The following is a 22,074-nucleotide window of genomic DNA, read 5'->3' as shown; positions in this document are numbered from 1 at the left end:
GCTGTATCTAATGTTTTTCATAACAAACGGATGCGTTATGCGATTTGGTTCTTACTCCGTGCTGCCGGGCTTCGGCCCGACCCTCGGCTTCAGCCTGCTCTATCTGGGCGTGCTGGTGCTGCTGCCGCTCTCGGCGCTGGTGCTGTTCGCGGTGAACAATCTGACCCTGGCCGAGTTCTGGCAGGTGATAGGTTCGCCGCGGGTGCTCGCCTCCTTTCGTCTGAGCTTCGGGGCCGCCCTAGTGGCGGCGCTGCTCAACGCCCTGTTCGGCCTGATCCTGGCCTGGGTGCTGGTGCGCTACACCTTCCCCGGTCGTCGACTGGTGGATGCTCTGATCGACTTGCCGTTCGCCATGCCCACCGCCGTCTCCGGCATCGCCCTGTGCGCCATCTTCGCCCCCAACGGCTGGATCGGGCAGTGGGTCGCCCCGTTTGGCATCGAGCTCGCCTACAACCCCATTGGGGTGGTGATCGCGCTCACCTTCATCGGGCTGCCGTTCGTGGTGCGCACCCTGCAGCCGGTGCTGCGGGAAGCCGAGACCGAGCAGGAGGAGGCCGCCGCCAGCCTGGGCGCCGATCGCTGGCAGACCTTCATCCGGGTGCTGTGGCCGACCCTGGTGCCTGCTCTGCTGACCGGCTTTGCCCTGGCCTTCGCGAGGGCGGTGGGGGAGTACGGCTCCGTCATCTTCATCGCCGGTAACCTGCCGATGGTGTCGGAGATCGCGCCGCTGATGATCATGAGCCACCTGGAGGAGTACGACTATGCCGGCGCCTCCGCCATCGCCGTGGTCATGCTGCTGATCTCTTTCATTTTGTTACTGCTTATCAACAAGTTGCAGGCCTGGAGCTGGGCCCGTATCGGAGGGAGCCGGATATGAATGCATCCAACGCAAGCCTGGCGCTGGCCACGGGCGAGGCGGCGCCGACCACCTCGGTGCGCCAGCCTCCCGTCATCCGCGAGCCGGTCTGGGTCAAGTGGCTGCTGATCACGGTCGGCCTCGGCTGGTTTGCCGCCCTGCTGCTGCTGCCGCTGGCCACCGTCTTTATCCAGGCGCTGAGCCCTGGTTTGGCCTTCTTCTGGCACGCCATCAGCGAGCCGGACGCCCTCAGTGCCCTCGGCCTCACCGCCCTGGTGACCCTCTGCTCGGTGCCCCTCAACCTGCTGTTCGGGATCGCCGCGGCCTGGGCCATCGCCCGTTTCCGCTTCCCGGGTCGGCAGCTGCTCATCACCATCATCGATCTGCCGTTCTCCGTGTCGCCGGTGATCGCGGGGCTGATGTTCGTGCTGATGTTCGGCAGCCGCGGCTGGTTTGGCGAATGGCTGAGCGAGCACGACATCAAGGTGATCTTCGCCACCCCCGGCATCATCCTGGCCACCACCTTCATCACCGTGCCCTTCGTGGTGCGCGAGCTGCTGCCCCAGATGGAGGCGCGCGGCCCGGAAGAGGAAGAGGCTGCCATCATGCTGGGGGCGAGCGGCCTGCAGATGTTCTGGCGGGTCACCCTGCCTGGCATCCGCTGGAGTCTGATGTACGGCCTGCTGCTCTGTACCGCCCGGGCGGTGGGGGAGTTCGGCGCCGTGTCGGTGGTCTCCGGCCACATTCGCGGCCAGACCAACACCCTGCCGCTGCACATCGAGATCCTCTACAACGAGTACCAGACCGGCGCCGCCTTCGCGGTGGCCAGCCTGTTGGCCCTGTTCGGGATCTTCACCCTGCTGGGGGAAACCCTGCTGGCCCGGCTGCGTGCCCAGCCCACTCACTCTCACTGATCACCGAATTCAAGAGGCTGCCATGAGCATTCAGGTACAAGGACTCAACAAGCATTTCAACCAGTACGCGGCGCTGGCCGACATCAACCTCGACTTTCACGACGGTGAGCTGGTGGCGCTGCTCGGCCCCTCCGGCTGCGGCAAGACCACTTTGCTGCGGATCATCGCCGGGCTGGAGCAGGCCGACAGCGGCAGCGTGATCATCCGCGGCGAGGATGCCTCGGATCTGCACGTGCGCGAGCGCAACGTCGGCTTCGTGTTCCAGCATTACGCCCTGTTTCGTCACATGACGGTGTTCGAAAACGTGGCGTTTGGCCTTAGGGTCAAGCCGCGCAGCGAGCGACCGGCCGAGGCGGCGATCCGCGCCCGGGTCAAGGAGCTGCTGGATCTGGTGCAGCTCAGCCACGTGGCCGCGCGTTACCCGACCCAGCTCTCCGGCGGTCAACGTCAGCGGGTCGCGCTGGCCCGCGCGCTGGCGGTGCAGCCCAAGGTGCTGCTGTTGGACGAACCCTTCGGCGCCCTCGACGCTCAGGTACGCAAGGAGCTGCGCCGCTGGCTGCGCGAGCTGCACGACGAGCTGCACGTCACCAGCCTGTTCGTCACCCACGATCAGGAGGAGGCGCTGGAGGTGGCGGATCGGGTGGTGCTGATGAACGCCGGCAAGGTCGAGCAGATCGGCACCCCGGCCGAGGTCTACGACCAGCCCGCCAGCTCCTTCGTGCACAGCTTCCTCGGCAGCGTGAACCTGTTTCGCGGCCGGGTGGCCGGGCAGGGGCTCGGCATCGGCGAGCAGCTGCTGGGTGGGCCCATCAGCTCCCAGCTGGCGGAGGGCAGCGCCGCCGTCGCCTATGTGCGTCCCCACGAGCTGGAGATACTGCCGGCGGATGCGCCGGGCGGCATCAGCGCCACCATCACCCGCCTGCTGCCCATGGGGCCGCGCATCCGGGTGGAACTGCGTGGTAATGGGGATACAAACGGTGCACACTTCGAAGCCGAGCTGAGCAAGGAGGCGGCCCGCGCCTTCAGCCCGGGCCAGGGGGTGCGGCTGGTGGCCAAACAGGCCCAGCTCTACCCGGATTACCAGATTTAAGTGGCAGGCCCCTGGCGGGCCGCGCAGGCAAGCAGCGTGACCATGGCGGGATCTGCCCGCCTGGGATACAACAGGGTCAGTATGGCGCTCAGAGTTCAGGCTCGGGCGGCCAGACAAGATAACAACAAGGCGGCGGGGCAGGCTCCGACCGGCCGGTCAGCGCAGGAGGCGATGACGTGAATTTTCAGCAGTTGCGAATTATCCGGGAGGCGGCACGGCGGGATTACAACCTGACCGAGGTGGCCAATGCCCTGTTTACCTCCCAGTCCGGGGTCAGCCGCCATATCCGCGAGCTGGAAGAGGAGCTGGGGATCGAGTTGTTCATCCGCTACGGCAAGCGGCTGCTCGGCATGACCGAGCCGGGCAAGGAGCTGCTGGTGATCGCCGAGCGCATCCTCAACGACGCCAACAACATCCGCAAGCTGGCCAGCACCTTCGCCAACCGCGAGTCGGGCCGGCTGCTGGTGGCGACCACCCATACCCAGGCCCGCTATGCCCTGCCGCGGGTGGTGAAAGCGTTTCGCGAGCAGTTCCCGCTGGTGCAGCTGGAGCTGCGCCAGGGCAGCCCGGAGGAGATAGTGCGGCTGGTGCAGACCGGCGAGGTGGACATCGGCATCAGCAGCGAGCAGCTCGACAAGAGCGAAGGGGTGGTGGCGTTTCCCTACTATCGCTGGCACCACAACATAGTGGTGCCGGAGCAGCATCCGCTCACCGCCGAGCGGGAGCTGACTTTGGCGGCGCTGGCGCACTGGCCCATCATCACCTACCAGGCCGGCCTGACCGGGCGGGCGCGGGTGGACGAGGCGTTTGCCGAGGCGGGCATCGCCCCGCAGATCCTGCTGACCGCGCAGGACTCCGACGTCATCAAGACTTATGTCGAGCTGGAGATGGGGGTGGGTATTCTGGCGGACATGGCGTTCGACACCCAGCGCGACAAGGGGCTGGTGCAGCTGGACGGCAGCCGGCTGTTTGCGCCCCACACCGCCTGGATCGGTCTCAAGCAGGGACAGTTCCAGCACAACTTCGCCTGGCAGTTCATCCAGCTCTGCAACCCGGAGCTGGCGCTGGCGGACATTCAGGCCCGCGCCATGGGCAGCGAGGCGGCCATCGATTTCCAGATCTGAGGTGGTGCATCAGAGAAAACGGGGAGCCAGTGGCTCCCCGTTTTGTTGATGGCGTCATGCTGTGCCTGCGGCTCAGTTCACCTGGATCCAGGCATCCTGCCAATTGGTGCCGACCCCGGGTTCATACTGGGTGGCACTGGCCGACCACTGGCTGCACCAGCCGCGATAGGGGAAGGGCTTGCACTGGTAGACCTTGCCGTTCTTGGGCTGCAGCACCTTGGTGCCGTCGGTGTAGGACTTGAGCCCGTCCGGGAAGGTGAACTGGTAGTCACCACCGGCGGCCGGATCCTTGAGCATCAGATCCAGGGTCTGCTGCACCGCATCGCCACCGGCCTTGGGTTTGCCCTCGATCACCAGCTGGTGGTGACCGGCGCTGAGCCCGGTCAGCGGCATGGTGAAGCTGTGGGTGCTGTCCTTGATGTCGGCGCTGGTCTGTCCCTTGGCGGCCCCACCGTGATCATACAGGGTGTTGGTGACGGTCAGATCGCCCTCGGCGGCCACGGTAAAGTTGAGGGTGAGTTTGCCCTCGTCGAGCAGGTAGTCGCTCTCCAGGCCGCTCACGCTGACGCCGTTGCTCACCGGCGGCTGCTGTTGCTCGAGCTGGATCTCGACCCGCTCCAGTGCGCTGCCGGCCTTGAAGTAGACCGGGTTCTGGCCGTAGACGGGGTTGAACTGGCCTTCGCCGCTCTGCTGGCCGGCGCGGATCTGGCTCTGCTCTGCATTGATCTTGCTCGCCAGGGCGTGGGTCCAGTTGTTCTTCTGGCCCTGCTCCGGGCTGGCGATGGTCAGCTCGGTCTGCAGATCGGGGCGCACGCCGTTGGCGTCGAACACCAGGGTTCTGGCCTTGTCGCCGACCGCCAGCTCGGTGGAAGGATAGATGGTGCCGCCCTGGCTCCAGGCCAGCGGCGGCTGGGTGCCGCCCTTGAAGTTGGCGTCGATCACGTTATAGAAGCTGTTGCTGGTGTCCCCCACTTCCCACACCCCCAGGATCACCTGATAGCCGGTGCGCTGGGGCAGGTTGCACTGGTGGGTGACCTGCTTGGGCGGCTGGGTCATGTTGCCGTCCACCACGCAGAAGGGGGTGAGCTCGAAGGCGGCGCGGGTCAGCGGCTGGTTCGGGTTCCAGTCCTGCTTGGTGAGGTAGTAGCGCCAGTTGCGGGTGACGTGGTTGGCGGTGAAGGTCCAGCTGATGGCGAAGGGGCCGGCCTGCACCTCGCGGCGGGTCCAGCGGTCGCTGGTCTGGGCATTCAGCTCGCGCCAGCTGGCACTGCCGGCTGAGGCGATCTGGCCATCGGGCGGGCCGGCCTGCGGGAAGCCGGAGGGGCCTTCCACGCTCTGGGGCTCCCATTGCACCGCGCCGCACTGGCTGTTGCCGCCGGTCTTGCACAGGTAGTTGCGTGATTCCGGCTGGCTGATGTAGCCATGGGCGAGCACGCTGCCACTGACCAGCAGGGCCAGCGTCGCAGCGACGTGATTGAGTTGGATTTTTGCTGCCATACATTCCTCTGTTCGACAGATGTGGGCAGTCAAGTTGGCAGGGGAGTTCCCCGAAGCACGATGTGGCAACCCCGCTATCCTGGACGACATGTCTTTAGACCGGAGGCTTTGCGTCCTGGCCTTTCAACCAGTTTGCCAAATGACTACATAAAGGGTCATGGTGTCGCGTTTGGCGACAACCCATCATGGCTATTTTTGATTAAATAATTAAGTGTAAATCTTTACAGCTTGACCTCATCGGAGTAGAGCAAACACTTAACTGTTTGTTTTTAAATGACGGTTAACTGAACGCCGCCGCATCAATGTCGTCGAACAGGTCGACAAGATGCAAAAAATCCACATTTTTCATCAATGAAGAACGCTCCCGTCAGCCGGGCTGACGGGGGCGTGCGCTGCGACAGGGCAGGACGGATCAGTGGCGAGCGCGGGGGCGTTCGGCCGGGCTCACCTGCCGGTGCAGAGGGGCGAGCCGCTGCTCCAGCTGCTGGTCGATGGCGCTGCCGAGTTTGAATACCGCCAGCCGCTCGTCCAGGCTGCGCGAAAGCCCGGCCAGCAGCTCGCTCTCCTGGGCCAGCTGGGAGGCGGACTGGGACATCTCCAGCGCCGAGTCGTTGATGCCGCTGACGTTGCGGTTCATGTCCTCCGCCACCATGCTCTGCTGCTCCGCGGCGGTCGCTATCTGGGTCGCCATGTCGCTGACGTGCTGGATATGGTTGACGATGAGGGAGAGATCCTGGCCCGCTTTCTCCGACTGGCTGACGCTGCTCTCCGCCAGCTTGCGGCTGGCGTCCATGGCGCTGGCGGCGGTCACCGCCCGCTGTTGCAGCTGGGCTATGGTGCTCTGGATCTCCTCGGTGGACTGGCGGGTGCGACTGGCCAGCTGGCGCACCTCGTCGGCCACCACGGCAAAACCGCGGCCCTGCTCGCCGGCACGGGCCGCCTCGATGGCGGCGTTGAGGGCCAGCAGGTTGGTCTGCTCCGAGATGGCGCTGATGACCGCCGTCACCTCGCTTATCTGCATCACCCCCTCCTTGAGCTGGTTGACCTGCAGGGTGGCCTGCTCCACCTCGGTGGCCAGCGCCTGGATGCCGTGCACGCTGGCGTGCACGTCACGGTTGCCAAGACCGGCTTCGCTGGTGGCGTCCTGAGTATCGCGGGCGGTGTTCTCGGCGTGGCCCGCCACGTCGGAGATGGTGGCGCTCATCTCGTTCATGGCGGTGGCGAGCTGGGCCAGCTGATCCCGCTGGCTGTTGACCGCCTGGTTGGTCTGCTCGGCGGAGGCGGCGATGCGCAGGGCGGCATCCGCCACGTTGCGGGCCCCCTGGCTCGCCTCCAGCAGGGCGCGGCGAATGGCATCGAGCCCCTGGTTGGTGCAGCTGGCGACGGCCCCCAGCTCATCCTTGCCGTGCACCGGGATGCTCACCACCAGATCGCCGGCGGCCACCTGCTGCATGGCCCGGTTGATCTCGGCCAGCGGATTGACGATGGAGCGGCTGATGGCAAAGCCCAGCAGCCCCATCAGCAGGGTCACCAGCAAGGTAGCGCCCCCCATCAGCTGATACTGGGACCAGATGGTGGCCTGGATGTCCTGCAACAGCACGCCGGAGCCGAGGATCCAGCCCCAGGGCTGATAACCGGCCACCAGCGACATCTTCTGGGCTGCCTCGCCGGAGGGGGAGATCCACTTGTATTCCAGCCGGCCGCTGTGGCCCCCTTTGCCGAGATCCACCATCTGCTGCCAGTGGACGCCGGCGGTGGCGGTGCCGCTCTCGCCCATCTGCTGGCCGACCAGCTCGGGCCTGACGGGGTGCACCACCATCCGGCGGTTCTCGTCCAGCACGAACAGGTAGTTGTCGCCGTCAAAGCGCATGCTGTTGAGCATGGCCTTGGCTTCGGCCTGGGCCTGGGGGGCAGGCAGGCTGGTCGCCAGCGTCTGGATCCGGCTCATGGCCAGGTCCAGCACGGCCTGCAGCCTGGCTTCCCGTTCACTCATCAGATTGCGATGCAGGGCACTGACCGAGATGAGCAGCAGTGCGATGAAACCGATCAGCGCCAGTGAGAGCAACAGCATCAATTTGCGGCTCACGGCAATATCACCGAGCTTGAACATAGTCTCTTCCTTAACTTTCCCGTGCGGGTCTGGTGGTGGCCAGTCCGTTGGCTGGCCCTGATTATTTTCTTATTAACATTTAATTAACTTTCAATGGCTTGGGGCCATAAAACGCCAATTGAGCAATTTGACAATCAGTATAGCCAGCAGACAGAAACCCTCGCTTTTGATAGCGTGATGGCGCGCATCCCGGCGCACTATTTGTCTGCTCAATTTGCAGAAAATGTGAATGAGTTGGCATTTCACCAAAAAGGAGTGGGCGCCCTCGCGGCCGCCCCATAACAAGAGGGAAGTTATGAGTTCCATTGCCAGGAATTATCTCAACCAGCTCAACGCCGACTACCTGCAGGTACACAGGCGCAAGGAGGATCTGTTCTGGTCCACCTACATGGGCACCAGCGACGATCAGGCCGGCTTCACCGCCGCCGAGCAGGCCTACAAGGCGTTCTGCGCCGATCCGGCGCGTCTGCCGGTACTGCGGCAGATGCAGGCCCAGGCCGAGGAGACCGAGCTCAAGCGCGGTCTGGGGGGCTGGATCGCCTTCTTCGAGTGCAACGTCATCGAGGATCCTCAGGCCGCCGCCCTGATGGACGAACTGGTGGCCGCCGAGGCGGCGCTGTTTGCCCGTCGCCGGGAGCTGAAGCTGACCTTGCTGGACGAGCAGGGCGGGCAGGTGGCCGGCAGCCTGCCCGCCGCCAGCACGGCGCTGGCCGCCAGCAGCGACGAGGCGGTGCGCCACAGCGCGCTCGCCATGTTCCACACCCTGGAGCGGTGGGTGGTGGACAACGGCTACCTGGCCATCGTCGCGCTGCGCAACCGCTTCGCCCGCGCCATGGGTTATCGCGACTACTTCGACTACAAGGTGCACAAGAACGAGCAGATGAGTCCGGCGCAGCTGTTCGCCATTCTCGACGACTTCATCGCCGGCACCGAGCAGCGGCTGCACCAGAGCCTGGCCGAGCTGAAAGCGGCCAAGGGGGAGGCGGCCCTGCTGCCTCACAACCTGCGCTACAGCGTGAGTGGCGACGTGACCCGCCAGCTCGACCCTTACGTGCCCTTCTCGCGGGCGCTGCAGGATTGGGTCGAGAGCTTTCGCCGGCTCGGCATCCAGTACCGCGGCGCCACCCTCACCCTGGATCTGCTGACCCGGGAGGGGAAATACGAGAACGGCTTCTGCCACGGCCCGGTGCCGAGCTTCTGGCAGGAGGGGGAGTGGGTGCCGGCGGTGGTCAACTTCACCAGCCTGGCCAACCCGGCCCAGGTGGGCAGCGGCTGGAGCGGGCTCAACACCCTGTTCCACGAGGGCGGCCACGCGGCGCACTTTGCCAATGTCACCGGCAACGCCCCCTGCTTCTCCCAGGAGTTCCCGCCCACCTCCATGGCCTACGCCGAGACCCAGTCGATGTTCTGCGACAGCCTGCTGGACGACGCTGACTGGCTCAAGCGCTACGCCAGAAACGCGGCGGGGGAGCCGATCCCCGATGCGCTGATCAAGGCGATGATCGAGGCACGCCAGCCGTTTCGCGCCTTCAATGAGCGCCAGATCGCGCTGGTGGCCTACTTCGAGCGGGATCTCTACGCCATGGACGAGGCCGAGCGCACCCCGGCCGCCGTGCTGGCACTGGCCCGCCGCTGGGAGCGCAAGATCCTGGGGGTGGAGAGTCCGCGTCCGCTGCTGGCTATCCCGCACTTGCTCAACCAGGAGTCGGCCTGCGCCTATCACGGCTATCTGCTGGCGCTGATGGCGGTGGAGCAGACCCGCGCCTACTTCCTCAAACGCGACGGCTACCTCACCGACAACCCGCGCATCGGGCCGGATCTGGCCGCCCACTACTGGGGGCCGGGCAACGGCATGACCCATGACGAGACGCTGCAGAGCCTGACCGGCAAGGGCTTCAGCGCCGGGCCGCTGGCCCGGGCCTGCAACCAGAGCGTGGCCGAGGCGTGGCAGCAGGCAGAGGCCTGCATGGCGGCGGCCCGCCAGCGTCCGCCGGTCGGTGAGGGTGAGCCGCTCAATGCCCGCATCCGGGTGGTTCACGGCGACCAGCTTATCGCCGACAATAGCGGCTCCGAAGCGGCCATGCTGGCCGACTTCGAGCACTGGATCCGCGACCACTACCAGGAGACGGTGACCAGCCACTGAGGCGCAAGCCGGTGAACATGCATTATGTCAGACCCCTGCTGCGGCAGGGGTCTGTTTTCATGGGAAGGAGTCGAGGGTGGGAACAACAGCGCGGTGGCGGTGGCTTCTGGCCACGCTGCTGCTGACGGGAGGGCTGGCGCAGCCGGCCCGGGCACTGCAGGCGCTGACCGAGCAGATGCCCCCTTACAACTATCAGCTGGCCGGTCAGCCGGTGAGCGGTTTCTCGGTGGATCTGCTGCATGCCTTGCTGGCGCGCAGCGGCCTGACGCTGCGCGGTGACATCCAGCTGCAGCCCTGGGCACGGGCCTATCAGAATGCCCGCTATCAGGTGGGCAGCATCCTCTTCTCGGTGGCGCGTACCCCGGAGCGGGAGCAGCAGTTCCAGTGGGTGGGGCCGGTCGGGCCGCGCACCATCCGGGTGTGGCGGCTGAGCTCGCGCACCGACATCCAGCCCCGCAGCCTGCAGGAGGCGAGCCACTACCGGATCGCCGTGGTGCGCAATTCGGCCTCGGCCCAGCAACTGATCCGCCAGGGGCTGGCGCCGGTCAGCGTCAACAGCGAGGAGGACAAGTTTCGCATGCTGCTGCGCGGCCGGGTGGAGCTGGTAACGGCGCTGGATCTGGGGGCAGCCTTTCACATGCACCAGCTGGGGCACGGCTTGGCGGCGCTCACCCCGCTGTTCGTCTATGACGACGGCGAGCAGTACTACTTCGCCCTCAACCTGGCGACGGAGCCGGCCAAGGTGCAGGCCCTGCAGCGGGCCCTCGACCAGATGCGCCAGGATGGCTCGCTGGAGGCGCTGCGCCGGCGCTGGCTCAACCTCCATGCATTGCCGCCCGCCCCGGCCAGCGGGGCGACCCCCTCCTGATGGCTGCCCGGGTTCAGCCCTGGATCTTCAGCACGCTGACCGGCTTGTCCTTGAGCGCCACCAGCAGCTGGCGGCCCGGCAGCTTGTGGCCGTCGATCATGATGGAGCTGTGGCCGAAGTTGGCCACCAGCCGGCTGCCGTCGGAGAAGCGGGTCTCCTGCACCCGGCCCACCCCGTCACGCCAGCGAAAGCCCACCAGAGCCTTGTCCCACAGCGCCTCGTGCAGCGGGCCGAACTGGCTGTCTAGCCTCACCAGCTCCGGCAGGCGGCTCGCCAGCGTGCTGCGACTCAGGTTGACCAGCGGCGGCGTGTTGTAGAGCAGGCCGAGCAGGGCACGCTCCTCCTTGATGCCCGGGAATTTCAGGTTGTCCAGCAGCCAGTGGTGGCTGTTGAGCACGGAGTCGTGGAACACCGTCTGATAGAGGGGCAGCCGATCCGCCGGGTTGAACACCGTCTTCAGGTAGCGCGGCTTGAGCCGGGCAGGCTGGAAGAAGACCTGCGGCGCCTCGTCCGGCCACCACTTGCCGAGGTAGTAGGGAGACTTGGCCTGCTTGCGCATGGCGGCATCGGTCCAGCCAAAGCCCCAGCTCTGGATGCCGTGGGCAAACAGCAGCGGCTTGCTGGTGAGGGCGTTGCCATCCTCCGAGCCGAGCACCAGCCCGAGCCGCTCTCCCACCCAGCTCATGCGGGCGTTGCGGTCGGCGATCATCGCCTGGCTGCCCTGCTGGTGGGCCGGGTTGTAATCGTTCGAGGCCATGGCGGTGCCGTCCACATCGAGGAACAGGCTGTTGATGCCGCTGACCTTGGCCAGCTCGCTCATGCGGCTCTTGGCAAACGGCAGGGTGCAGCCCGGATTGAGATAGACCCCCTCGCCACCAAAGCCCGGCTTGGGCTTGCCGTTGGCCTCGACGATGGCGCAGCGCTTGCCGATCTCCGGCGGCAGCTGGGCGGTGAGCCAGCTGTCGTTGGTGCCGGGCGCGATGGCGGTATCGTAAGAATCATAGCTGCCCACCAGATAGCCCTGGCGCTGGGCGGCGGTGAGGGCATAGCCCTGCTGCAGGGCCGCCGTCCATTGCGGGGTGCCGAGCCACAGCTTGCGCAGTCCCGCCTGCTGCAGCGCCTCGATCACCGGCAGCGACAGCCCCTGGCCCCAGCGCTCCTGCGCCACCAGTTGCTCACCGAACTGGCTCTTGACCCACTGCTGGCGCAGGGCCAGCACCTTGCTCTGGGCCTGCGGGCCCTGCTGGGCAGGCAGCGGCAGCTGGTCGGCAATCAGCCGGTTGAGACCCGCCATGATCAGCGCCTGCTGCCAGGGCTCTGGCGCCTTGGCGGCCAGCGCCTCCCGCTCCTCGCTGTTGAAGCCTTGCAGCCACTCCGGCTTTTGCCGGAGCTTGGCCTGCAGCGCGGGCCACGCCTTCACATCTTGCCGATCGAGCAGGGCATCACCCCACAGGTAGACATGGCTGGCGCCGATCAGCCGCCGCCCGGCGGGGATGCGGGCGACCTTGTCGGCCAGAGACTGCCAGTCCCCCTCGCTCTGCAACCACGCCCGGTAGCGGCGGGCGCCGGCCAGCCAGTCATCCCCCACGCTCAGCCGCACCACCATAGGCGCCTGCTGGTTGAAGCTGCTGAATTCATGGCTGGCGCTCAGTTGCAGCCGGCCTCCCTGGCGGCTGAAGCGAAGCCGGTTGTCGTAGGGGGTCTGCAGGATCCAGCTGTAGGTCTGCTTGCCGGCATCCTGGCTCCAGAGCGGCAGTTTGAGGTCGTAATGGGTGTTGAGCTCGGCCAGCTCGTCGCCGACATAGCCGAGCCAGTCGCTGTCGCGCACCGAGAAGCGGCTGCCCTCGCCGAAGGCCAGGGAGAGGTGGGTCTGGTTTTTCGGCAGGCTGAACCAGGCCAGCTGACGGGGACTGTCGCTGACCAGCGTCAGCAAGAGGTCGTCACCATCCAGCTTGACCTCCACCCTGGCGTCCTGGGCGGGCCAGTGCCAGCTGGCCTGCTGCTCCCCTTGTTGCAACTGATCGACCTGGCGGGCGGGCTGGCCCGTGCTGACCGGGATCTGGTTGACCGAGATGGCCAGGGTATCGGGATCGATGCGGTAACGCTGGGTCTCGCCCTGCAGCGTCAGGGGGGCGGCGGCCAGCGGCGCCGCCAGCAGTGAAATCAACAGCCAGCCCAGTGCTGGCGCCCGTATCGGCAAACCGTTCATGCAACATCCTTGACCTGATTGATGCCATCAGGGTACGCCGACGCCTGCCCCCCGGTACAGCCAAATCTGCTTAACCCATATGGGGTGAATGGCCTCATTCCAGCCCTTTTTGGGGCCATTTTCATGCGGCAAAAAAGCATCATTCGAACCCTCTCTCAGCCCCCGCCAGCACTGGCTTGTGTGACTCCTCCTGCAGGGGTGAACCTCCCGCGTCCATTTTTTCGACGCCCCATATAGGGGGGTGCCAGCCTGCTCGGCGGTTTCTAGCATGCCTGCTCACTTTGAACGCAATCCATTGTTTTATAAGGATTGTTTTTGACTGGAGTATCAGTATGAAGAGAGCGAAATGGAAGCCTTGGCTGGGGTTGTGCGCCCTCTTGGCTGGAGTGATCGGCTGGTACCTGTGGCCGCAAGCGGTGGCGCCCGGCCAGGGGGCGGCAGGGGATGAGGGGCACGCGGCGGATAGCGGCCCGCTGGCGGAGCTCGCGCCACTCGCCGCCATGCCTGCCCCCGTGCTCAAGCCGGCGCCGGTCGCAGCCCCCGCCAAGCCGGATCGGCTGCGGGAAGATGGCAGCCAGCAGCTGGAGACCCCTTGGCAGGCGGCCGAGGTGGATGCGGACTTTCCGCTGGCGGAGCCCGGCGATGCGGTCGAGCAACCCCAGCCGATCGCCCTGCAGGGCAGCGACCTGGAGCAGGCCCAGGTGGGCGACAGCGTGGCCCTGCCGCTGCCAGACGGCAGCACCCTGCAGGCCAGGGTGACCAAGGTTGAACTGCAGCGGGGCGGGGAGCGCAACTGGCAGGGGGAAATTCGGGTTGACGGTGACAGCTATCCGGTCAATTTCACCGTCGGCAAGCAAGCGACTTTCGGGTTCATCGGCACGCCGCAAGGCAGTTACTCCGTCGAGACCCTGGGAGGCAAGGGCTGGGTTTACAAGAACCCGCCGCTGGATCTGGGTCATGGCGGCGATGACGCCCTGATCCCGACTCACCAATAACAACAGAAAAGGAAGATCACATGCAGAAAACCACCTTGGGGATCATGATTGCGGGATTGCTCGGGGCGACCCCGGTGCTGGCGGAAACCATCGACCTGATGGTGTTGCACAGTCCGGGGCTGGCGGCCCGCTATCAAGGGGATGCGCAGACCCGGATCCAGCACATGATCAACGTCACCAACCAGATCTATGCCGCCAGCGGCCTGGATCTGACGGTGCGGGCCGTGCACGACCAGCAGGTCAATTACCCGGATGGCGGCACCGACAAATCCGCGCTCAACGCGGTGACCTACCAGCAGGATCCGGCTTTCAAGCAGGTACCGACCCTGCGCACCCGTTATGGCGCCGACATGGTGGTGCTGATGCGCCCCCAGACCGGTGACCACGGCAGCTGCGGGCTGGCCTGGGTTGGTGGTTCCGCGACCTATCCCGATGGCAGCAAGGCGTATGCCGACGGGGATGTCTCCCAGGATGCCGGCAGCATGTTCAGCCATGTGACGGCCACCGGCTGTGGCGACGTGGTGCTGGCGCACGAGCTGGGTCATAACATGGGGCTCAACCACTCCCGCCTGCAGGATGGCACGGGGGGCACTTATCACTATGCGTTGGGGCACGGGGTGCGGGGTTCTTTCGCCACCGTGATGGCTTATCCCTCCAGCTTCGGGGTCTACAGCCACGAGTACAAGTTCTCCAGCCCGGACCTGATCTGCAAGGGGCAGCCGTGCGGCGTGGATTACCGGGATCAGGCCAACGGAGCCGATGCGGTGCGGGCGCTGAGGGTGACGACGCCGCAGATCGCCGCCTTCTACCCCACCATGGTGACGGAAGAGTTGCCGGATCTGGGCGAGCTGGAGCGCTCCCTCGAGACCCGACGCCAGGACCTGGCGGCGGCTCAGGAGCACTACAGCCAGCAGGTGGCGGCCAGAACCGCCCTGCAGGATCGCCAGCAGACGCTCAAGGGCAACTTTGATCGCTACCAGCGCGAGCTGAGCCAGCTGAACCAGCGCAACCGCCAGACGGTGCAGGAGATCAACCGGCTGGTGCGTGAGCACAACAGCTACAACGGCAGCTACGGCCCGGAAGAGTATCGCCGGATCCGCGCCATCCAGGCGAACCTGAGCGCCCGCATCGATCAGCTGCACGATGAGAACAACGCCATCATTCGCCAGTCCAACGAGATCAGCCAGCGCTACCAGGCCGAGGTGAACGAGTACAACGGCAGCTGGGATCGCTACAACCAGCTGGTGGCGGCGGTGAAGAGCGCCGATGGCAAGGTGGACGAGGCGCGCCGCGAGCTGGAGCTGGCCGAGCACAGGTATCAGCTGGCGCTGGCACGCCAGCCGGCCGAGACGCAGCCGGCCTGATGCATCAAGGGCGCCCCGCAACAGGTGGGGCGCCCTTGATGTCTGTCTGTCAGAGGAGCCGACCGGGCAAGCCCGGCCGGCTCCTCTTTTGCTGGCTGGCGTCAGTCAGCCCGTTTGGCTGCGGGTTTCGCATTCGTGGTCAACTGGGCGAGGGCGGCCTGCACTGCGGCGACCAGCTGGGGATCGCGCCCCGCCAGCATGTCGGCCGGGGTCAGTGCCACCTGCACGTCCGGGATCAGCTCCTGATTCTCGTACAGGGTGCCGTCGGGGTTGCGCAGCCCCAGGGTCGGGATGCCGTAGGCAAGGCCCGGGATCAGCCTGGAAGTGTGGGCGTACACCATGGTGCCGGTGCCCGGCACCGGCTCACCGACGATGGGGCCCACCTTGAGGGTGCGGTAGTACTGGGGAAAGGCCGAGCCTTCCGAGTAGCTGCCCGCATTGACCAGCACCACCGAGGGTTTGGTCCACTGGCGGGTGGCGGCGTCCGTCTCCCCCTTGCCAAGGCGTGGCCAGCTGCGGGCCATGCCCTGGGCGCTGCCGCTGCCGGTCAGGAACTCCACCAGAGTGTTGGCCAGATAGCCCCCCTTGTTGAAGCGCACGTCGACGATCAGCGCCTCGCGATTGCGCTGGCGACCGAGGGCGTCGGCCACCACCTCCTCATAGACGGCGCTGCTCATCTCCGGCAGATAGACATAGCCGACCCGCCCCTGACTCAACTGCTCCACCTGGCTGCGGCGCTTGGCGACCCAGCCGTCGAGCTGCAACTGATACTCCTGCTGCAGGTCGATGGCGGTGACCTCCAGCTGGCTGGGCTCCTTGGCCCCCTTGGGCAGCACAGTGAGCGCCAGTCGCTGGCCGGCCTGGTGGTTGAGCAGGGCATCCAGTTCGTTGAGGCTGTGCAGCTCGGTGCCGTTGACGGCCAGCAGGCGGGCGCCTGGCGCCAGATCCGTCTCCTGCTCCAGCGGGCCGCCGGCCAGCAGGGCGTCGAGCTCGACCGCCCCCTGTCGCTCGCGCCAGTAACCGCCGAGGCTGGCAGTCTCGTCCGGCATGCGCAGGGAGGGGGCCGGACCGCTGCCCCAGGTGTGGGAGACATTGAGCTCGCCGGCCAGCTCCGCCAGCAGGTTGCCGAAGTCACGATCGTTGCTGATGCCGGGCAGCAGGCGGCGATAGGCGGCCACATAGCCGTCCCAGTCCACTCCGTTCATGTCGGCCCGGTAGAACTCGTCCCGGGTGAGACGGGTGATCTGGTCGAAGGCGGCGCTCATCCGATCCTGCCAGCTGGCGGTGATCAGCAGATTGAAGGGGTGGCTGCTGGCCTCGCCGGAGCGGGTATCGATGAGGGCGATTTCCCCCTCCCGCACCAGGGTGGCGAGGCTGGCATCCTGGTTGAGGCTGGCCAGCGCCGGCCCCGGCTGCTCGGCAAACAGCAGCTTGGTTTCACCCTTGCGCAGATCCTGGGCATAGCCCTTGATCTCGCTCTCGCCGTTGGCGTCCATCACCTCCACCAGATAGATCAGATGATCGTCGACGATGCGACTGGCGAGGATGGGGCCCTCTGGCTGCAGCTGGAGTGCCTCCCGGTGGGCCAGCCGGTCGGCTTCGAAACCGTAACCGGCCTTGGGCGGTGCCTGTTCGGCGATGAAGTCGCTCTTGGCGGCGCGACTGCTGTAGAGGCCGAGCAGGCTGCCGCCGAGGGGCTCGCCATCGGCGCCCAGCACACCGTACTTGGTGGATTGCCAGTAGAGGATGCCGCCGTCCTGACTCCAGGCAGGCTCGCCATCCCGATAGCCGTTGAGACTGACATTGATCGGTTTGGCCTTGGCATCCCGGGTATCGATGACGGCGATCTCCTGCTGGGCGGAGTCGGGCTGGATGGTCAGCGCCAGGTGGCGTGAATCGGGGGCAAAGGCCAGTTCCACCGCGTGGCGGGAGGGGTTGAACTCGGCGGCGACCAGCTGGCGCTGCTTGCCGCTGGCCAGATCCAGCAGGTGGACGGCCTGGCCGTCCACCACGAAGGCGAGCTGTTTGCCGTCGGGGGAGAGGGTCGGCACGCTGATGGCGGCGCCCGGAATGGCCAGCAGTTTCTCCTCGGTCAGGGTGCCGGGGTCGCTGAACAGCTTGTCCGGCTGCCCCTTCTTGAGGCGATACAGCGCCGCCGGCCCCTCCTGTTCGGAGAGGTAGATGAGCTCCTGCTCTTTATCCAGATAGCGCGGCGCCGACTGCTCGCTGGGGTGGCGGGTGAGCTGGCGTACCCGCTCGCGCCGGGTGTCGACCGCGTAGAGATCCCCCTGGCTGACCAGGATCACCTCTTCCCCGTCCTGGCGGGCGATGGCCTCGTCGACGGGGCCGGGCTGCCAGCTCTGCTCGGCCGGTACCTTGGCGAACAGTGGCTGGATGACGAGCTTGCGCGGGGTGTCGCTGCCGGCATCGAGGCGGTAGAGCTCCCCCTGCCAGGACCAGACCAGATCCCCTTGGCGGGAGGCAGAGAGGCCGCGCACCGGATGGCCCTTGAAGTGGGTGAGCTGGCGATCCTGGCCGCTGGCCAGATCCCGTTGCCAGACGTTGAAATCGCCGCTGCGCTCGCTCAGGTAGTAGAGCTGCTTGCCCTGCTCATCCCAGACCGGATCGCTGGCGGCCACCCTGTCTTCGGTCAGCTGGCGATGCTGTTTGCCGTCGAACAACCACAGACGGGAGACCGCGAACGAGTGCTGGTGCTTGCGAAACGGCTGATCCATGCCCGGCATCTGGTAGGCCAGCTGGTTGCCGTGGGGGCGGGCCAGGGTGGCGGGCAGGGGCTGGGCCGGGGTCAGCGGGCCGCCGGCAACCGGCGTCCAGTAGAGGTTGCCGGCCTGATAGCCTTCTGCCACGAAGTGATCGGCGTCGGGGTCGGTGAGGCGCTGGCTGCTCAGCAGCAGCTGCTTGCCGTCGGCGCTGAAGGCCTGGGGCAGGTCGGGGCGCGAATCCCGGGTCAGCCGCACCATCTCGCCGCCGTGGCTCGGCACCACGAACACATCTTCGTTGCCGTAGAGGTTGGCGGCAAAGGCTATGAGCTTGCCATCCGGCGACCAGAGCGGGCGCTGGCTCAGGTAGTTGCTATCGGTGAGGGGCATGGCGGGGCCGCCATCCCCCGCGCTCAGGTAGACGCGGCCCTGCCAGGTGAAGGCAAGCTGCTTGCCGTCGGGGGAGAGGGCGGGCTCGCGCAGCCAGAGCGGCTCGGCCGCCTGCAGGGAGGAGCAGAGCAGCAGGAGCAGCAGGGAGAGTCGGTATCGCATCGTGAGGTTCCTGAGAGGTGAAAAGCGCCTTATCTTCCCCCAATGTCCCGCCCGGGACTATCCCGAGATAGGGGGGTTATCCCGTTGTTTTGGCAGTTAATTGTAACAATCTATAAAAGATGGCGCGGGATATGTTTCTCTGGATATATTGAGTATTGATGGCGATCCAATATGATGGCGCTCGCCCGCCACACGAGGCGGTGCAGTTCAGATGATTTGGTAACAGAAAAGCCCTTACCAGAGGCTTGCCGAGGGATGGAATGAGAGCCGTATTACTGTGTTTGCTGGGGCTGTGGCCCGCATTGAGTTTTGCCACCCTGTCCGCCGATATGGTGGTGGTGAAGAAATCGAGTTATAGCCTGACCCTGATGAAGGATGGCAAGGAGGTCAAACGCTACTGGATCGCTCTGGGTCCGGCTCCCAAGGGGCACAAGCAGCGGGAAGGGGATCAGCGCACGCCGGAAGGCCGTTACATCCTCGACTACAAGAAGACCAACTCCAACTATTACAAGGCCATCCACATCAACTACCCGAATCTGGACGACATCAAGGCGGCCAACGAGATGGGTGTGCGACCGGGCGGCATGATCATGATCCACGGTCAGCGCAACAGCATAGGCAACACCCGCCTGCAGCCGTCCAACTGGACCAATGGCTGCATCGCCATGCTCAACAAGGATCTGGACGAAGTGTGGAACGCCATTGAACCCGGCACCCCCATCGTCATTCAGCCCTGACTCTCTGCAGCGCGCCACCTCCGGGTGGCGTTCTGTTTTTTGGCTCCCCCTGTTCTGTCTCCATCCTCTTTCTTTACCCGCAGCCTCTTGGTATCCGTCCCCGTGCTGTGCTAGTTTTTCCGGCTCGCCGTGGACGCAACAAGGATGATCCCATGCCATCAGCAACCTGCTCCCGGCCCGTCGGGGCCGAGAGTACCCGCGCGCTCTGGTGGCGCGCCTCGATCGATATTCTGCCGCTCTCCGTCTCGGTGATCCCCTGGGGGATCCTGTGCGGCGCCCTGGCGCTGCAGGTGGGGCTGAGCCCGCTGCAGGCCCAGCTGATGTCGCTGCTGGTCTATGCCGGCGCCGCCCAGCTCTCGGCCACCACCCTGTTTGGGGCGGGGACGCCACTGGTGCCCATCATGGGCTCCACCTTTGTCATCACCTCTCAGCACCTGCTCTACGGCTTCACCTTTCGCCGCGACGTGCTGCCGCTCTCCCTGCGCTGGCGCGCCAGTCTGGCGTTCTTTCTGACCGACGAGATGTTCGCGGTGGCGCTCAAAGACCGGGAGCGCAGCGGTCGCTTCGACCCGGCCTACGCGCTCATTGCTGGCTTCGTCTTCTATCTGTTCTGGAATGCGGCGACCCTGCTCGGCATCGCCGCCGGCCAGTACATCGACGGACTGGATCAGATGGGGCTGGATTTTGCCATCGCCGCCACCTTCATCGCCATGACCATTCCCGCCATGAAGAACCTGCCCATGGTGGCGGCCACCCTGGTGAGCGGTGCCATGGCGCTGCTCACCAAGCCGCTGCTGGCGGAGGTCTACATCATCATCTCGGCGCTCTCGGGCATGTTGGTGGGTTATGTGTTGCATCGGATGAGGAGGTAATCATGAGCTGGCTGATGATAGGCCTGCTGGCCCTGATCACCTTCTTCAACCGTTTCGCCTTCTTCTCGCGGCTGACCCGCTATCAGCCAGGTGCCGAGATGGGGGCCTTCCTCAGCTTCTCGGCCCAGTCGGTGCTGACCGCCATCTGGTTGCCCATCGTCTTCAGCTACCAGCCGGGCACTGGGCTGAGCTGGGATCCGGACTACCTGGTCGCCACCCTGCTGGTGACGGTGCTGACCCTGCTGCGGCTGCCGACCCTGCTGGTGGTGGTGGTCGGCATGGGGGGCTTCTTCCTGCTGCGCTGGCAGGGGGGCGTGGCCCAGCTGTTGCCCTGGCTGGGCTAGGCCCGTGATCTTGCATGGCGGATGTCTTTATTGGATATCCGCCATGTTGTGAATGTCACTTCAAAAAACACCTCTCAAGTGTGAGGATTTAGCTCCCATCCGTCGAGGAGCGAGCCATGTCCTTCACCGAAACCTGCCAGCGCATCGTGCGCGATCCCCTGCTGTCACCGGCCCAGAAGAGCCATGCCCTGGCGCTGGCCGCCGAGAATGCGCTGCCCTATCCCGAACTGCCCGCCGAGGTGAGCGAGGCGATGGCCAAGGGCTTTGTCTGCGACATGTTCGAGGGGCACGCCCCCTACAAGCCGCGCTATGTGCTGCCGGATTACGAGAAGTTCCTGCGCCAGGGCTCGGCCTGGCTGGAGCTGGCACCGCCGCAGGATTTTGACGAGGCGCTCGATGCCTTGCGCATCCTCTACCACCACGTGCCCTCCGTCACCGGCATGCCGGTCTGGCTGGGCCGACTCGACCACCTGCTGCTGCCCTTCGTCGGTGAGCTGGATGACGAGGCCCTCTATCGCAAGCTGAAGGGGTTCTGGATCTACCTGGACCGGGTGCTGCCGGATGCCTTCATGCACGTCAACATAGGCCCGGATGACAACCGGCTCTGCCGCCTGATCCTGCGCATCGACGGCGATCTCAAGCAGGTGGCTCCCAACCTCACCCTGTTCCACGATCCGGCGCAGACCCCGGACAGCCTGCTGCTGCAGGGGGTGAAGAACATCGCGGCTTGCAGCAAGCCCCACATCGCCAACTACCCGCTGCATCGCAACACCTTCGATGAGCGCGGCTTCGGTATCGTCAGCTGCTACAACGCCCTGCCCCAGGCGGGCGGTGCCAATACTCTGGTGCGGGTCTCCCTCAAGCGGGTGGCCGAGCAGGCCCACGGCATCGACGACTTCCTGGGCTGCCTGTTGCCCCACTACTGCCGCCTCGCCTCCCGCCTGATCGAGGCGCGTGCCGCCTTCCTGCACCAGGAGTCAGGCTTCTTCGACAGCTTCCTGGTGCAGGAGGGGCTGCTGGAAGAGGATCGCTTCGTACCCATGTTCGGCATCTACGGCATGGCCGAGGCGGTCAACCTTCTGATGGACAAGGAGAATCTGCCGGAGCGCTACGGCCGGGACGAGGAGGCGAACCAGCTGGGCTATCGCATCTCGGCCCAGCTCGCCCGCCACGTGAGCGAAACGCCGCAGGTGCACGCCTGGGGTGGCCGCGCCCTGCTCCACTCCCAGGGCGGGCTCAGCGTGGATCGCGGGGTGACCCCCGGGGTACGCATCCCCTATGGCGAGGAGCCGGATCCCGCCAGCCATGTGCTGGCGCTGGCGCCCCACCACGGCTTCTATCACTCCGGGATCAGCGAGATCCTCACCCTGGATCCCACCATCCGCCAGAACCTGCAGGCGCTGCTGCAGCTGTGCAAGGGGGCGCTCGCCATCGGCATGCGCGAGTTCACCGCCAACGTGGCGGACAGCGACCTGGTGCGGGTGACCGGCTACATGATCCGCAAGAGCGACGTGGCCCGCTTCGCGACCGAGGGCTCGCGGCTGCAGACCACCTGCCTCGGCGCCGAGGCGAGCGAACTGACCGGGATCCGCCAGCGGGCGCCGCGGGTGGTGGGGCGCGAGGCGACCCTGTGTGACTACTGAGTGCGGCAGGCGGGCAGGGGCGGCGCGCACCGCGAC

Annotated in this window: 16 protein-coding genes and 1 riboswitch; of the genes, 12 read left to right on the top strand and 4 right to left on the bottom strand. The window is 65.8% G+C overall.

Annotation, left to right across the window (positions count from 1 at the left end):
• Positions 1-37: 37 nt before the first annotated feature.
• The 4 genes from cysT to cbl all read left to right on the top strand — a co-directional run bounded on the left by cysT (position 38) and on the right by cbl (position 3,984).
• Positions 38-877 carry a sulfate ABC transporter permease subunit CysT gene (gene cysT, locus OKC44_RS11445; RefSeq protein ID WP_005308571.1) on the top strand — a complete coding sequence of 280 codons (840 nt, stop codon included), beginning with the start codon at positions 38-40 and terminating at the stop codon, positions 875-877.
• Entirely contained in the window at positions 874-1,770 is an 897-nt protein-coding gene (cysW, locus tag OKC44_RS11440) for a sulfate ABC transporter permease subunit CysW (protein ID WP_024944616.1), read from the top strand. The genes cysT and cysW overlap by 4 nt, the downstream gene beginning before the upstream one ends.
• A gap of 22 nt (positions 1,771-1,792) precedes the next feature.
• Positions 1,793-2,860, top strand: coding sequence for a sulfate/molybdate ABC transporter ATP-binding protein (locus tag OKC44_RS11435; RefSeq protein ID WP_011704575.1), 1,068 nt, complete (start codon positions 1,793-1,795; stop codon positions 2,858-2,860).
• Positions 2,861-3,036: 176 nt separating this feature from the next.
• Positions 3,037-3,984, top strand: a complete 948-nt coding sequence (cbl, locus tag OKC44_RS11430) for an HTH-type transcriptional regulator Cbl (protein WP_011704576.1) — start codon at positions 3,037-3,039, stop codon at positions 3,982-3,984.
• A 72-nt stretch (positions 3,985-4,056) separates the two neighbouring features.
• On the opposite strand, the gene gbpA is transcribed toward cbl, so the two are convergent.
• Together gbpA and OKC44_RS11420 are read right to left on the bottom strand one after the other, a co-directional pair.
• Entirely contained in the window at positions 4,057-5,481 is a 1,425-nt protein-coding gene (gbpA, locus tag OKC44_RS11425) for an N-acetylglucosamine-binding protein GbpA (RefSeq protein WP_044799107.1), read from the bottom strand.
• A 61-nt stretch (positions 5,482-5,542) separates the two neighbouring features.
• Positions 5,543-5,628: riboswitch (cyclic di-GMP riboswitch) on the bottom strand.
• Between the two features lie 265 nt (positions 5,629-5,893).
• The gene (locus tag OKC44_RS11420) at positions 5,894-7,591 is read right to left on the bottom strand and encodes a methyl-accepting chemotaxis protein (protein ID WP_270812918.1); all 1,698 of its coding nucleotides are present in this window, start codon (positions 7,589-7,591) and stop codon (positions 5,894-5,896) included.
• Between the two features lie 295 nt (positions 7,592-7,886).
• Here OKC44_RS11420 and OKC44_RS11415 point away from each other — a divergent pair, with 295 nt between their 5' ends.
• Positions 7,887-9,734, top strand: coding sequence for a M3 family metallopeptidase (locus OKC44_RS11415; RefSeq protein WP_270812917.1), 1,848 nt, complete (start codon positions 7,887-7,889; stop codon positions 9,732-9,734).
• 76 nt (positions 9,735-9,810) lie between these two features.
• Entirely contained in the window at positions 9,811-10,602 is a 792-nt protein-coding gene (locus OKC44_RS11410) for a substrate-binding periplasmic protein (protein ID WP_270812916.1), read from the top strand.
• A 13-nt stretch (positions 10,603-10,615) separates the two neighbouring features.
• Here OKC44_RS11410 and OKC44_RS11405 read toward each other — a convergent pair whose 3' ends face one another.
• A complete protein-coding gene (locus tag OKC44_RS11405; RefSeq protein WP_270812915.1) occupies positions 10,616-12,811 on the bottom strand; it encodes a glycoside hydrolase in 2,196 nt (731 codons plus the stop codon).
• A gap of 332 nt (positions 12,812-13,143) precedes the next feature.
• Here OKC44_RS11405 and OKC44_RS11400 point away from each other — a divergent pair, with 332 nt between their 5' ends.
• Both OKC44_RS11400 and OKC44_RS11395 read left to right on the top strand, forming a co-directional pair.
• A complete protein-coding gene (locus OKC44_RS11400) occupies positions 13,144-13,806 on the top strand; it encodes a hypothetical protein (RefSeq protein ID WP_270812913.1) in 663 nt (220 codons plus the stop codon).
• 20 nt (positions 13,807-13,826) lie between these two features.
• The gene (locus tag OKC44_RS11395) at positions 13,827-15,170 is read left to right on the top strand and encodes a zinc-dependent metalloprotease (RefSeq protein WP_270812910.1); all 1,344 of its coding nucleotides are present in this window, start codon (positions 13,827-13,829) and stop codon (positions 15,168-15,170) included.
• A gap of 101 nt (positions 15,171-15,271) precedes the next feature.
• Here the strand turns inward: OKC44_RS11395 and OKC44_RS11390 are convergent, their stop codons facing one another.
• Entirely contained in the window at positions 15,272-18,442 is a 3,171-nt protein-coding gene (locus OKC44_RS11390) for a S41 family peptidase (protein ID WP_270812906.1), read from the bottom strand.
• Between the two features lie 260 nt (positions 18,443-18,702).
• On the opposite strand from OKC44_RS11390, the gene OKC44_RS11385 reads away from it, so the two are divergent.
• From OKC44_RS11385 to OKC44_RS11370, 4 genes are all read left to right on the top strand, one after another.
• Positions 18,703-19,179 carry a L,D-transpeptidase family protein gene (locus OKC44_RS11385; protein WP_024944607.1) on the top strand — a complete coding sequence of 159 codons (477 nt, stop codon included), beginning with the start codon at positions 18,703-18,705 and terminating at the stop codon, positions 19,177-19,179.
• Between the two features lie 152 nt (positions 19,180-19,331).
• Entirely contained in the window at positions 19,332-20,051 is a 720-nt protein-coding gene (locus tag OKC44_RS11380; protein ID WP_270812904.1) for an AzlC family ABC transporter permease, read from the top strand.
• A gap of 2 nt (positions 20,052-20,053) precedes the next feature.
• Complete coding sequence (locus OKC44_RS11375) at positions 20,054-20,395, top strand: AzlD domain-containing protein (protein ID WP_016349379.1); 342 nt, start codon at positions 20,054-20,056, stop codon at positions 20,393-20,395.
• 116 nt (positions 20,396-20,511) lie between these two features.
• Entirely contained in the window at positions 20,512-22,038 is a 1,527-nt protein-coding gene (locus tag OKC44_RS11370; RefSeq protein WP_270812901.1) for a YjjI family glycine radical enzyme, read from the top strand.
• The last annotated feature ends 36 nt before the right edge of the window (positions 22,039-22,074 follow it).

It is taken from the genome of Aeromonas sp. S41-2, from assembly GCF_027705845.1.
Lineage (GTDB): Bacteria > Pseudomonadota > Gammaproteobacteria > Enterobacterales > Aeromonadaceae > Aeromonas > Aeromonas hydrophila.
Note: the sequence above shows the minus strand (reverse complement) of the source record. Positions and strands in the feature narration are given on the sequence as shown.